Raw genomic sequence first — 13828 nt, forward strand, 5'->3', positions numbered from 1 at the left:
TCGGCGACCTCGCGGACATGGCGCCGTGTGGCGTCCGGTAGCCGGCCCTTGCCGTTCAGCGCATCGGAGACGGTCGTGATGGAGACACCGGCGGCCGCAGCGACATCCCTGATGCCTGCTCTGCTCGTCCGGCTGCCTCGACGGGGGGTCTCCGCGCGGCTCACCTGGTGCTTCCCTGCTGCTGTCATGGCGAGCCGATAGTAGGGCTCATTGCCTGGGGTAGCGCGGGAGCATATGCGCCCTCCAACAGGCACGTTTCTGCATGGCGAGCGTGGGTCAATGGCCTTTGAACGGAAGGAGGGTGAACGATTCGACAGCAGTACGTCTCGTGTCGGCGCCGTTAGACCTGCTAAACGATAGATGTTGCGATGCGGTCTCAACTCACCTTGACGGGCGATGCGCGCCACGGCGCACGGACCCGGCGCGCGGTTTGAGGCGAGCGCCCCCCTTCCTTTCGCGAGCCCGATGGGTGCCCTGGCGCCACGCCGTTGACCGGGGATGAAAGGGTGCACGGGGGGCCTGCCAGTATGGACTGTCACCCACCATTCGCAGGTGCGCCGAATCCTCATAAGGTGAGGAGTATTCGAACGCCGGGTGTGACGAGGAGGACTGCGGTGAGCGAGACGAGCCCGAGGCTGCGCGCCGAGCTGGAGGGTATCCCGACGTACAAGCCGGGCAAGCCTGCCGCGGCCGGCGGTCCCGTGGCGTACAAGCTGTCCTCCAACGAAAACCCCTATCCGCCGCTGCCTGGGGTGATGGAGACGACGATGGCCGCGGCCGGTTCGCTCAACCGGTACCCGGACATGGCGTGCACGGGCCTGATGGACGAGCTGGCCGATCGTTTCGGCGTGCCTGTGTCGCATCTGGCCACCGGTACCGGCTCGGTCGGTGTGGCTCAGCAGCTGCTGCAGGCCACCTCGGGCCCGGGCGACGAGGTGATCTACGCCTGGCGGTCCTTCGAGGCGTACCCGATCATCACGCAGATCAGCGGCGCGACGGCGGTGCAGGTGCCGCTGACCGAGGGCGAGGTCCACGACCTCGACGCGATGGCGGACGCGATCACCGAGCGGACGCGCCTGATTTTCGTCTGCAATCCGAACAACCCGACCGGGACGGTGGTGCGCCGGGCCGAGCTGGAGCGTTTCCTCGACCGGGTGCCGAGCGATGTGCTGGTGGTTCTGGACGAGGCGTACCGCGAGTTCATCCGTGATCCCGAGGTGCCGGACGGCGTCGAGATCTACCGCAACCGGCCGAACGTCTGCGTGCTGCGCACGTTCTCCAAGGCGTACGGGCTGGCCGGGCTGCGGGTCGGATTCGCCATCGCGCATGAGCCCGTGGCGGCCGCGCTGCGCAAGACGGCGGTGCCCTTCGGCGTGAGCCAGCTCGCGCAGGACGCGGCCGTGGCGAGCCTGCGTGCCGAGGACGAGCTTCTCGGCCGGGTGGGCTCTCTCGTGTGCGAGCGCAACCGGGTGGTCGAGGCGCTGCGGGCGCAGGGCTGGGTGGTGCCCGAGACGCAGGCGAACTTCGTATGGCTGCGGCTCGGGGAGCGTACGGCCGACTTCGCGGCGGCGTGCGAGCAGGCCGGTGTGGTCGTGCGGCCGTTCCCGGGCGAGGGCGTGCGGGTCACGATCGGTGAGGCCGAGGCGAACGACATCTTCGTGCACACGGCGGAGGCGTTCCGCAAGGACGTCTGAGCGGCGCGCGGCGCCCGCCCGCCCCTTGTCGGGGGCGGGGCGCGCCTGCCCGTCGGGCGCCCCCGGCTGGGCTGCGGGCGGTCCGTCGGTGGGCAGGCTCCGGTACCGGCCTGGCGTTCTTCCGGCGGTCCGATCCGGCGATCCGGCGCCGAGGGCGCCGGTCCGGGCATAAGGCGCCGATCGGCGTGGCGGGCCGTTTGGCGGGTCGTTTGGCTGCGGTCGGCGCCATAGGTCTCTGGGTGGCCCCTGCTTGGCCGTGGCAGGCGCACGGGCCTCTGGGGTGCTTGCCCGCTTCTGTCGCTGTCTGGCTTGTTGCTGGTCGGCTTGATCGCCTCCGCTCGCTGCCTGGCTGAGCAGACTGTCTCGGCAGGTCGGGCCGTCCCGGACGCCACGCCACCGCTTCTGCCGCTCGGCGGTTTCGGTCGCCTTGGCACCGCCGCAGGACCGACCCGGCTGACCCGGCTGACCCGGCTGACCCGGCTGACCCGGCTGACCCGGCCGACCCGGCCGTTCCGGCCTTCCGGGCAAGGCCGCCGGGGCCCTGTCGTTCCGGCTTGCGGGGACCGGCCGTTGTCCCGGCTCCAGCGGGACGACCGGCCGGCGCCCGGTTGTCCCGTTGAAGCTCCTCGGACGTGTACCGGATGCCGGGCGCGTGCCGCTTCGCCTGGATCCCCCTTCTCTGCGCCCCTCACCACGGCCTCCGGGGCCTTTTGCCCAGCTCGGAGGTGGTTCCCCGTAGTAAGGGCACCCCCCTGCCGAGGTCGTGTGACAGTACGCCATAATGCTTGTGAATGTGAACGCGTTCACAAGCCCGCCTGGTTGCTCCCGGTATGGGAGTGGCCAAAGGGTCAAGCTGCCGCTGTCACCATCGGCACGTAAGGAGTAGTCGAGGTGGATCTCGCTCTGGCGCCGGAGACCCTGGCGCGCTGGCAGTTCGGCATCACCACCGTCTATCACTTTCTCTTCGTCCCGCTGACGATCTCACTCGCGGCGCTCACGGCCGGTCTGCAGACCGCCTGGGTGCGGACGGAGAAGGAGAAGTACCTCAGGGCGACGAAGTTCTGGGGCAAGCTCTTCCTGATCAACATCGCCATGGGTGTCGTGACCGGCATCGTGCAGGAGTTCCAGTTCGGCATGAACTGGTCCGACTACTCCCGCTTCGTCGGTGACGTCTTCGGTGCCCCGCTCGCCTTCGAGGCCCTCATCGCGTTCTTCTTCGAGTCCACCTTCATCGGGCTGTGGATCTTCGGCTGGGACAAGCTGCCGAAGAAGATCCATCTCGCCTGCATCTGGATGGTCTCGATCGGCACGATCCTGTCGGCGTACTTCATCCTCGCGGCCAACTCCTGGATGCAGCACCCGGTCGGCTACCGGATCAACAAGGAGAACGGGCGGGCCGAACTCACCGACTTCTGGGCGGTGCTGACCCAGAACACCGCCCTCACGCAGGTGTTCCACACGCTGTCGGCGGCCTTCCTCACAGGCGGCGCGTTCATGGTCGGCATCGCGGCCTTCCATCTGCTGCGGGGGAAGCACATCCCCGTGATGAAAACCTCGCTCCGCCTGGGCCTGGTCACCGTCGTCATCGGCGGGATGCTCACGGCCGTCAGCGGCGACTTCCTCGGCAAGGTCATGTTCAAGCAGCAGCCGATGAAGATGGCCGCGGCCGAGGCGCTCTGGGACGGTCAGGCGCCTGCCCCCTTCTCGATCTTCGCCTACGGGGACGTGGACAAGGGCCACAACACGGTCGCCATCGAGATCCCCGGACTGCTGTCGTTCCTCGCCGAGGACAACTTCTCCTCGTTCGTTCCGGGCATCAACGACGTCAACAAGGCAGAGCAGGAGAAGTACGGGCCCGGCGACTACCGGCCCAACATCCCTGTCGCCTTCTGGGGCTTCCGCTGGATGATCGGCTTCGGCATGGCGTCGTTCGCCATCGGCCTGGTCGGACTCTGGCTGACCCGGAAGAAGTTCATGCTGCCCCAGCATCTGCGGGTTGGCGACGACGAGGTGCCGCATCTGGTGCCGTTCAGGAAGCCGTTCGGGCCGAAGCTCACCACCTGGTACTGGCGCATCGCGATCTGGACGCTGGCGTTCCCGCTGATCGCCAACTCCTGGGGTTGGATCTTCACCGAGATGGGCCGCCAACCCTGGGTCGTGTACGGCCTGTTCCAGACGCGGGACGCCGTCTCCCCCGGCGTGTCGCAGGGCGAGGTCCTCACCTCGATGATCGTCTTCACGTCGCTCTACGCGGTGCTCGCCGTCATCGAGGTCAAGCTGCTCGCCAAGTACGTCAAGGCCGGCCCGCCCGAGCTCACGGAGGCCGACCTCAACCCGCCCACCAGGATCGGCGGCGACAGCCATGACGCCGACAAGCCGATGGCCTTCTCCTACTGAGGCCGAGGGAGCGCTGAAGGCATGGAACTCCACGACGTCTGGTTCGTACTGATCGCCGTCCTCTGGACCGGCTACTTCTTCCTCGAGGGCTTCGACTTCGGGGTGGGGATCCTGACGAAGCTGCTGGCCCGGAACCGGGCCGAGAAGCGGGTGCTGATCAACACCATCGGTCCCGTGTGGGACGGCAACGAGGTGTGGCTGCTCTCGGCGGGCGGCGCGACCTTCGCGGCCTTCCCCGAGTGGTACGCGACGCTGTTCTCCGGCTTCTATCTGCCGCTGCTGCTCATCCTGGTCTGCCTGATCGTTCGCGGAGTCGCCTTCGAGTACCGCGCGAAGCGGCCCGAGGAGAAGTGGCAGCGCAACTGGGAGACCGCGATCTTCTGGACCTCTCTCCTCCCGGCGCTGATGTGGGGTGTGGCCTTCGGCAACATCGTGCGCGGCGTGAAGATCGATGCCGACATGGAGTACGTCGGCAACCTCTGGGACCTCCTCAACCCGTACGCGCTCCTGGGCGGGCTGGTGACCCTGACGCTGTTCACCTTCCACGGTGCCGTGTTCACGGGGCTGAAGACCGTCGGGGAGATTCGCGAGCGGGCCCGGACGCTGGCGCTGCGGCTCGGTCTGGTGACGGCCGCGCTGGCGGTGGTCTTCCTGCTCTGGACCCAGATCGAGAGCGGCGACGGCAAGAGCCTGGTCGCGATGGTGGTGGCCGTGGCCGCGCTGGTCGGCGCCCTTGGCGCGGTGAAGGCGGGACGCGAGGGATGGTCGTTCGCGCTGTCGGGCATCACGATCGCCGCGGCCGTCGCGATGCTCTTCCTGTCGCTGTTCCCCAACGTCATGCCCTCCTCGCTCAACGCGGACTGGAGCCTCACCGTCACCAACGCCTCGTCGAGCCCGTACACCCTGAAGATCATGACCTGGTGTGCGGCCATCGCTGCTCCGTTGGTGATGCTCTACCAGGGCTGGACCTACTGGGTGTTCCGCAAGCGGATCGGTACGCAGCACATCGCGGACGCGCACTGACCGGCCGGGCTTCCATCAGGAGGGTGTGTTTCACGTGAAACCAATCGACCCGCGCCTGCTCCGGTACGCCCGGGCCACCCGCGTCTTCCTCGTCGCCGTGGTGCTCCTCGGAGTCGTCGGAGCCGGCTTGGTCGTCGCCCAGGCGATGCTCATCGCCGAGGTGGTGGTCGGGGCCTTCCAGCACGGCTTGGGCGTTTCCGATCTGCGGACGCCGCTTCTGCTGCTGGCGGCGGTGGCGGTGGGGCGCGGGATCGTCGGCTGGCTCACGGAGCTGGCCGCGCACCGGGCGAGTGCGGCGGTCAAGTCGGAGCTGCGCGGGCGGTTGCTGGAGCGGGCGGCCGCCCTCGGGCCCGGCTGTCCCACCCGTCACCCGACCACCACCCCTGATGGAGGCGCTACGCGCCGCGAGATTCCGCAGCGCACTGGGTCGTTGGTCGCGCTAGCCACGCGGGGCGTGGACGCGCTCGACGACTACTTCTCGCGCTATCTGCCGCAGTTGGGGCTCGCAGTGGTGGTGCCGGTCGCGGTGCTCGCGCGCATCGTGACCGAGGACTGGGTGTCGGCGGCGATCATCGTCTGCACGCTGCCGCTGATCCCGGTCTTCATGGTGCTCATCGGCTGGGCCACGCAGTCCGGGATGGACCGCCAGTGGCGGCTGCTGTCCCGGCTCTCGGGGCACTTCCTCGATGTGGTCGCCGGACTGCCGACGCTGAAGGTGTTCGGGCGGGCCAAGGCGCAGGCCGAGTCGATCCGGCGTATCACCGGCGAGTACCGGCGGGCGACGATGCGGACGCTGCGCATCGCCTTCCTGTCGTCCTTCGCGCTGGAGTTGCTCGCGACGATCTCCGTTGCGCTGGTGGCGGTGACCATCGGCATGCGCCTCGTCCACGGCGAGATGGATCTGTACATCGGCCTGGTGATCCTGGTGCTCGCCCCTGAGGCGTATCTCCCGGTACGGCAGGTGGGTGCGCAGTACCACGCGGCCGCGGAGGGGCTGGCGGCCGCCGAGGAGATCTTCGACGTACTGGAGACGCCGGTTGCGGCCACGGGGACGGGCGCCGTTCCCGATGGGCCGATCAGCTTCGAGCAGGTGACGGTCCGCTACCCGGGCCGGTCATCGGCGGCGGTCGCCGGCGCTTCGTTCACGGCCCTGCCGGGCGAGACCGTGGCACTGGTCGGGCCGAGCGGCGTGGGCAAGTCGACGCTGCTGAGCGTGGTGCTGGGGTTCGTAGAACCCAGCGAGGGGCGGGTGTGCGTCGGCGGCACGGATCTCTCCATGCTGTCGCGGGAGGCGTGGCACAAGCGGATCGCGTGGGTGCCGCAGCGCCCGCACCTGTACGCCGCATCGATCGCCGAGAACGTACGGCTGGCACGGCCCGACGCCGACGACGAGGCGGTGCTGCGCGCCTTGCGCGATGCGGGGGCGTACGACTTCGTGGCCGCGCTGCCGGACGGGGCCGACACCGTCCTCGGTGAGGACGGCGCCGGGCTGTCGGCCGGGCAGCGGCAGCGGCTCGCGCTGGCCCGCGCCTTCCTGGCCGACCGGCCGGTCCTGCTCCTCGACGAGCCGACCGCCTCGCTCGACGGCGCGACCGAGGCCGAAGTGGTCGATGCGGTGCGGCGGTTGGCCGTTGGGCGGACGGTGCTGCTCGTCGTCCACCGGCCCGCGCTGCTCGCGGTCGCCGATCGGGTCGTGCGACTGGAGGCAGTGGGTGGCGAGGGCGGCATCCGTCCCGCGGAGGCGCCCTCCGGCGCCCGTCTGGTCTCCCTCTCCCGGAGCCTGCCCTCCCAGAGCGGCTCTGACAGTTCCCACGTACCCGCCGCTGCGGACGCTCGCACAAGTGGAGCCGAGTCCTCGGGAGAGACCGAAGAGGTCGCCACCCGGTCGGGCCGCGCACTGGCCCGTGTACGTGCCCTCGCCGGCGCCCGGCGCGGGCGGCTCGCGCTCGCCCTGCTGCTCGGCACTCTGGCGCTCGGCAGCGCCGTCGGGCTCATGGCCACCTCGGGATGGCTGATCTCGCGGGCGTCGCAGCAGCCGCCGGTGCTGTACCTGATGGTGGCGGTGACGGCCACGCGCGCGTTCGGCATCGGGCGGGCGGTCTTCCGGTACGCCGAGCGGCTCGTGTCGCACGACGCCGTGCTGCGGATGCTCGCCGACACCCGGGTCGCGGTCTACCGCCGTCTGGAACGGCTCGCACCCGCGGGGCTGCGGACCACGCGCCGCGGAGACCTGCTCTCCCGGCTGGTCGCCGACGTCGACGCGTTGCAGGACTACTGGCTGCGGTGGCTGCTGCCCGTCGGCGCCGCCTTCGTCGTCAGCGCCCTCTCCGTCGGCTTCACCGCATGGCTGCTGCCTGCGGCCGGGGCCGCCCTCGCAGTGGGTCTCCTGGTGGCCGGCGCCGGCGTTCCCCTGGTGAGCGGAGCCGTCGCACGGCGGGCGGAGCGCAGGCTTGCTCCCGCGCGCGGGGTGCTCGCGACCCGGGTGACGGACCTGCTCACCGGAACGGCCGAACTGACCGTCGCCGGTGCGCTGCCCGCCCGTACCGCCGACGCGAAGCGGGCCGACGCCGTGCTGACCCGGATCGCCTCCCGCGCGGCCACTGCCACGGCCCTCGGCAACGGTCTGACCGCGTTGGCCTCCGGGCTGACGGTGGTGGCCTGCGCCTTGGCCGGTGCGCAGGCGGTTCACGACGGGCGCCTCAGCGGGGTGGCGCTGGCGGTCGTCGTGCTCACGCCGCTGGCCGCGTTCGAGGCCGTCCTGGGGCTTCCACTGGCGGTGCAGTACCGGCAGCGCGTGAAGAAGAGCGCCGAGCGCGTGCATGAGGTGCTGGACGCGCCCGTGCCCGTACAGGAGCCGGAGCAGCCGCGCGAGGCCCCGGCGACGCCCTTCCCGCTGCGGGTCACCGGGCTGCGCGCCCGCCATCCCGGGCAGCACCGCGACGCGCTCGCGGGGCTCGATCTGACGCTGGAGCGGGGGCGCAGGATCGCCCTGGTCGGGCCGTCCGGGTCCGGCAAGACGACGCTTGCGCAGGTCCTGCTGCGGTTCCTGGACGCCCGCGAGGGGACGTACACGCTGGGCGGTACAGACGCCCGCGCACTGGGCGGCGACGCCGTGCGCCGCTTCGTCGGGCTGTGCGCGCAGGACGCGCACGTCTTCGACAGTTCGGTGCGGGAGAACCTGCTGCTGGCCCGCAAGGACGCGACCGAGGCCGATCTGCGCGAGGCCCTCGAGCGGGCCCGGCTGCTCGACTGGGCCGACGCGCTGCCGGACGGTCTTGACACCCTCGTCGGCGAGCACGGGGCCCGCCTGTCCGGAGGGCAGCGGCAGCGTCTCGCCCTGGCCCGCGCGCTGCTCGCCGACTTCCCCGTCCTCGTACTGGACGAGCCGGCCGAACACCTCGACCTGCCGACGGCCGACGCGCTCACCGCCGATCTCCTCGCCGCCACGGAGGGCAGGACGACGCTGCTGATCACTCACCGGCTGGCCGGTCTCGAGGCGGTGGACGAGGTGATCGTGCTGGAGGACGGGCGCCCGGTGCAGCGCGGCGAGTACGCGGCGCTGGCCGGGGTGGACGGACCGCTGCGGCGGATGCGCGAGCGGGAGGCCGCGACCGAGGGCCTGACCATGGCCGGGCCGGCAATGGACGGGTTGCCCACGGCGCCCACCGGTGGGATGGCGACCGCGGGCGCGGCCGGGCGCAGCGGGCACTGAGCGTGCCGGGCGCGGACCGTGTGGGGGAGTCGGCGGACGTCGCCCGTGCACAATCCGACTTTCCGTGGCAAAAGGTACTAATTACGCTCAGGGCATGGCAGCACCAGCCACACCCGATCCAGTGCCGGACCCCCATGTCGGCCCGTCGGCCCGGAGTCTCCAGGGCCTGTCGGCCGAGCTGACCGCGCGGCTGCCGCAGCTGCTGGAGGCGATGCGTTCCGTCGGCACCGGGTTGGAGCTGCACACCACGCTGGACCGCATCTGCGAGACCGCCGCCGAACTGGCGGACGCCCGCTACGCGGCTCTCGGGGTCGTCGCCGAGGACGGCAACGGGCTGGCGGACTTCGTCTACTACGGCGTCGACGAGGTCACCGCCTCGCAGATCGGGCGGCTGCCCGACGGGCAGAGAGGACTGCTGGGCGCGCTCATCCACCAGCCGGAGCCGGTGCTGCTGGCCGATCTCACGACCGATCCGCGCTCCTGCGGCTTCCCGCCCCACCATCCGCCGATGCGGTCTTTCCTCGGCGTTCCCGTCCGCGTCCAGGAGGAGATCTTCGGCAACCTCTATCTGGCCGAGAAGCGCGGCGGCTGCGAGTTCAGCGTCCACGACCGGGACATGGTCCGTGTGCTCGCCACCGAGGCGGGCATCGCCATCGGCAACGCCCGGCTCTACGACGCCGCCAAGCAGCGCGAGCGCTGGATCGACGGCTCTGTCGCCGTGACCACCGCGCTGCTGTCGGGCGGCGATGCCGAGGACGCGCTGCAGGTCGTCGCGGAACAGGCCCGCCGGCTCTCCGGTTCGGCGGCCGGGATCGTGTCGCTGCCCGCGGAGGAGGGCGGGCTGGAGATCGTCGCTGTCTCGTCGGAGCACGCATCGAGCCTCCTGGGGGTGGTCGTTCCGCCGGAGAGCAGAGCGGTCGCCGAACTCCTGGACGGCAAGGCGGTGTTCGTGGACGACGCGGCCACCGACCCGCGCCTGATCACTGATCTGTCCAGCGGCTACGGGCCCATGATGATGCTGCCGCTGCAGAGCGGCGGCCGCGTTCTGGGCGGTCTCGTCACGCCACGCGCGCGTGGCGCCCGGCCGTTCACCGAGACGGAGCGGACTCTGGCCACCCAGTTCGCCTCGCAGGCGGCCCTCGCGCTGATGATGGCCGAGGCACAGCGCGACCGGGAGCGCCTCGCCGTGTACGAGGACCGGGACAGGATCGCCCGCGATCTGCACGACCTCGTGATCCAGCGGCTGTTCGCCACCGGGATGATGCTGGAGGGCGCTCAGCGCAGGTCTGTCGTCCCCGAGGTGCAGCAGGGCGTGAGCAAGGCTGTCGACGAGCTGGACGTCACGATCCAGGAGATCCGCACCGCGATCTTCGCCCTGCAGCAGGGCCCGGCCGACGCACCTTCGGGCCTGCGCACGCGCGTGGTGCGCGAGATCAACCTGGCGGCCGTGCCGCTCGGTTTCAAACCCTCGTACCGCTTCGCAGGACCCGTCGACACCGTGGTCGGGGAGATGACCGGCAAGAACCTCGTCGCGGCGCTGCGCGAGGCGCTCTCGAACGCGTTCCGGCACTCCGGGGCCTCTCGTATCGAGGTCGTCGTCGATGCCGGTGTGACCCTCCCCGACGGGCGGCCCGGCGTGCGCCTGACCGTCTCGGACGACGGAGTCGGCATCCCGGAGGGCGGCCGCCGCAGCGGTCTGAAGAACCTGAAGCGGCGGGCGGAGGCGCTGGGCGGGGACAGCTGGCACGGGCCGGGCATCGGCGAGGACGGGGGCGGCACGACGGTGGTGTGGCAGGCCGCCTGCTGAGCCGGGGCCCCAGGCGGGCCGGGCGTGCAGCCGGAAGAGGCCTGTTCGGCGGTACCCTCTCGCCCGTCCGGGTCATCGCCGCCCCCTCGTACTCGCGTTGCACCGGGTCCTGCCTGCATGTGCGGACAACGATCCGACTCATGCCCATGCGCCTCCGTCCCCGCCGCCTACACCGTGTGCCGGTGCTGCTGTGTGCACTGCTCGCCCTCGCGGCCGGGCCGGCCGCGGCGTCGTCTCCACGTGACCCGGGCGACTCGGGCGGCCCGAGTACCAGCGCCGAGGTGGCACAGCTGTACGAGGACGCTTCGGTGGCCGCCCAGCAGTACGAGACGACGCGGCGCGCGGCCAAGGAGCAGGAGGCCAGGGTCCGCAGGCTGGAGGGGATGCTCGCCAGGGAACGGCGGGAGATCGCGGTCCTGCACGGCGATCTCGGGCGGATCGCCCGCGCCCAGTACCGCAGCGGCGGAGGGCTCCCGCGGACCGCTCAGCTGCTGCTCGCGGACAGTCCCGAGGACCTGATCCGGGGCCAGCAGGCCGTATGGCAGGCGGACCTCGCCGTCGACAACGCGGTCTCGAAGAGCCGCAGGGTCGAGGCCCTGCTGTCGGCCGACGAGAAGAAGGCCGCCGCTGCCTGGCGCTCCCTCGCGGAACGGAACGGGAAACTCGCGCAGTTGAAGCGGGACATCGCGCAGAAGCTCGACCGGGCGCGATGGAGGCTGCAGGGCGAGGCCGACCGGTCGGCCGCGACGGGCAAGTGCCGCACAGCCGTACGTCTGAAGCAGCCGAAAAAGCGATCCACGCGCGCGTGGATCGCGCCGGTGAAGTCGTACAGGCTCTCCGCCGGTTTCGACAGCGTCGGGCAGCACTGGGCGCACCGGCACACCGGGCAGGACTTCGCCGTGCCCATCGGCACCCCGGTGCGTGCGGCCGGCGCGGGCCGTGTGGCGAGCGTCTCGTGCGGCGGCGCCTTCGGCGTCGAGGTCGTGGTGCAGCACCCCGGCGGCTACTACACGCAGTACGCACACCTCGCCGCCGTCACCGTCACCAAGGGGCAGCGGGTGCGGACCGGGCAGTGGGTCGGGCAGTCGGGGACGACCGGGAACTCGACCGGGCCGCACCTCCACTTCGAGGTGCGGCTCACGCCCGACTGGGGCTCCGAGGTGGACCCGAAGCGGTGGCTCAAGGAGCGCGGGGTGCGGCTCAGGCCGTGAATGACGGCCTTGGCCGTCCCAGGTTCCCCGCGCCTAGAGCCCGGCCAGGATCTCCTCGATGACGACGGCCACGCCGTCGTCGTTGTTGGCGACCGTGTGGCCGGAAGCGACGGCGAGCACGTCCGGATGGGCGTTCCCCATGGCGTACGAGGTGCCGGCCCAGGTGAGCATCTCCACGTCGTTCGGCATGTCCCCGAAGGCGACGACCTCCTGCGGTGTGATGCCGCGCTCCGCGCAACACAGAGCCAGCGTGCTGGCCTTGGAGACTCCCGGACCGCTGATCTCCAGCAGCGCGCTCGGGCTGGAGCGGGTGATCGCCGCCTTGTCGGCCGCGTGCGCCCGGGCCAGCGTCAGGAACTCGTCCGGGACGAGCGTCGGGTGGTGCGCGAGCAGCTTCAGCACGGGCTGGTCCGCCACGTCGGAGTCCTCGGCCAGCAGCTTCTCCACGGGCGCGACGCTCTCGCCGGGGTCCAGCTGCAGGGGCGGATACGTCGGTTCGTGGTGCAGCCCGCCGGTCCGCTCGACGGCGAACGAGGTGCCCGGCGCGACGGCGCGCAGCGTGTGCACCACATCGCGCGCGCTCGCCGGCTCGAGCGCCCGGATCTTGACGAAACGGTGGCCACCGGGGCCACCGTGCAGATCGACCACCGCCGCGCCGTTGCCGCAGATGGCGAGGCCGTGCCCGTGGACGTGGTCGCTGACCACGTCCATCCAGCGTGCGGGGCGGCCGGTGACGAAGAAGACCTCGATCCCGGCGGCCTCGGCGGCGGCGAGAGCGGCGATGGTGCGCTCCGAGACGGACTTGTCGTCGCGCAGCAGGGTGCCGTCGAGGTCTGTGGCGATCAGCCGAGGCGGTACGGAGAAGTCCGGGGTCCGGGGCCGTGCGGTAGCTGAGGTCACGCCCCCCAGTGTCCCGCATATGCCAGCACGGCCGTGCGCTGGGGCGCACATTTGAGTATGTGCGTTGTGCTTCGGCCTGCCTGGTCGCAGGCCAGGCCCGTCAGCCGAGCTGCTGGACGGCCTCGGTGGCGATCCGCTCGAAGATCTTCTGGTCCGCTGCGAAGTCCGAGTCGGGGACCGGCCAGTGGAGCACGATCTCCGTGAAGCCCAGCGCCGCGTGGTTGCCCGCGAAGTCCACGAAGGCGTCGAAGGAGTCCAGCGGACGGTCCGGGGTGAACCCGGTGAGCAGGATCTTGTCGAGTTCCGCGGCATCGCGGCCCAGCGTCTCGCAGGCCGCGCCCAGCTTCTCGACCTGGCCGCGAATGGCTTGGAGCGACTGCTCGGGGGTGCCCGTCTCGAACAGCTTCGGGTCTCCCGTCGTGACCCATGCCTGGCCGTGGCTGGCGGCGAGCTTCAGCCCGCGCGGGCCGGTGGCGGCCACCGCGAAGGGCAGCCGGGGCCGCTGGACGCAGCCCGGGATGTTGCGCGCCTCGAAGGCGGAGTAGAACTCCCCCTTGTACGAAACCCCGTCCGTACCGTCCTCGGTGAGCAGCGTGTCGAGCAGCTGGACGAACTCGGCGAAACGGTCCGCCCGCTCGCGCGGCGACCACGGGTCCTGGCCCAGCGTGGTGGCGTCGAAGCCCGTGCCGCCCGCGCCGATGCCCAGCGTGATCCGGCCGTTCGACACGTCGTCGAGCGTGATCAGGTCCTTGGCGAGGGTCACCGGGTGCCGGAAGTTCGGCGAGGTGACGAGCGTGCCCAGGCGCAGCCGCTCGGTGACGGCCGCGGCGGCGGTCAGCGTCGGCACCGCTCCGAACCACGGCCCGTCCCGGAAGGTGCGCCAGGAGAGGTGGTCGTAGGTGTAGGCGGCGTGGAAGCCCAGCTCCTCCGCCTGCTGCCAGGTGGCGCGGGCACCCTCGTGCCAGCGGCGGTACGGAAGGATCACTGTGCTCAGACGCAAACTCATGCCTCAGAGCGTAAGCGGCGGCGGCGCGGGGGCGCTGCGCGGGCCGTTTGCGGGAGCCGCCAGGACCCGGCCTCGGGA

Annotated in this window: 9 protein-coding genes; 6 read left to right on the forward strand and 3 right to left on the reverse strand. The window is 71.1% G+C overall.

Annotated features, from left to right (window positions below; all coding sequences use genetic code 11):
- On the reverse strand, window positions 1-188 hold a 188-nt coding region (locus ACWD4J_RS36880; RefSeq protein ID WP_451399891.1), incomplete at its 3' end, for a LacI family DNA-binding transcriptional regulator.
- A gap of 426 nt (window positions 189-614) precedes the next feature.
- Between ACWD4J_RS36880 and hisC the strand changes: the two genes are divergently transcribed.
- From hisC to ACWD4J_RS36910, 6 genes are all read left to right on the forward strand, one after another.
- Window positions 615-1694, forward strand: coding sequence for a histidinol-phosphate transaminase (gene hisC / locus ACWD4J_RS36885; RefSeq protein ID WP_451399892.1), 1080 nt, complete (start codon window positions 615-617; stop codon window positions 1692-1694).
- A gap of 891 nt (window positions 1695-2585) precedes the next feature.
- A complete protein-coding gene (locus ACWD4J_RS36890; protein WP_451399893.1) occupies window positions 2586-4091 on the forward strand; it encodes a cytochrome ubiquinol oxidase subunit I in 1506 nt (501 codons plus the stop codon).
- A gap of 21 nt (window positions 4092-4112) precedes the next feature.
- Window positions 4113-5114, forward strand: a complete 1002-nt coding sequence (gene cydB, locus ACWD4J_RS36895) for a cytochrome d ubiquinol oxidase subunit II (protein WP_451399894.1) — start codon at window positions 4113-4115, stop codon at window positions 5112-5114.
- Between the two features lie 25 nt (window positions 5115-5139).
- The gene (gene cydD / locus ACWD4J_RS36900; protein WP_451399895.1) at window positions 5140-8826 is read left to right on the forward strand and encodes a thiol reductant ABC exporter subunit CydD; all 3687 of its coding nucleotides are present in this window, start codon (window positions 5140-5142) and stop codon (window positions 8824-8826) included.
- Window positions 8827-8920: 94 nt separating this feature from the next.
- Window positions 8921-10633, forward strand: coding sequence for a sensor histidine kinase (locus ACWD4J_RS36905; protein ID WP_451399896.1), 1713 nt, complete (start codon window positions 8921-8923; stop codon window positions 10631-10633).
- Between the two features lie 146 nt (window positions 10634-10779).
- Window positions 10780-11844 carry a peptidoglycan DD-metalloendopeptidase family protein gene (locus ACWD4J_RS36910; RefSeq protein WP_451399942.1) on the forward strand — a complete coding sequence of 355 codons (1065 nt, stop codon included), beginning with the start codon at window positions 10780-10782 and terminating at the stop codon, window positions 11842-11844.
- Between the two features lie 33 nt (window positions 11845-11877).
- Here the strand turns inward: ACWD4J_RS36910 and ACWD4J_RS36915 are convergent, their stop codons facing one another.
- Both ACWD4J_RS36915 and ACWD4J_RS36920 read right to left on the reverse strand, forming a co-directional pair.
- On the reverse strand, window positions 11878-12744 hold the full coding sequence (locus ACWD4J_RS36915; RefSeq protein ID WP_451399897.1) for an HAD-IIB family hydrolase: 867 nt from the start codon (window positions 12742-12744) through the stop codon (window positions 11878-11880).
- Window positions 12745-12844: 100 nt separating this feature from the next.
- Window positions 12845-13750 carry an LLM class flavin-dependent oxidoreductase gene (locus tag ACWD4J_RS36920; protein WP_451399898.1) on the reverse strand — a complete coding sequence of 302 codons (906 nt, stop codon included), beginning with the start codon at window positions 13748-13750 and terminating at the stop codon, window positions 12845-12847.
- Window positions 13751-13828 lie beyond the last annotated feature (78 nt).

This window comes from Streptomyces sp. NPDC002577 (assembly GCF_053594815.1).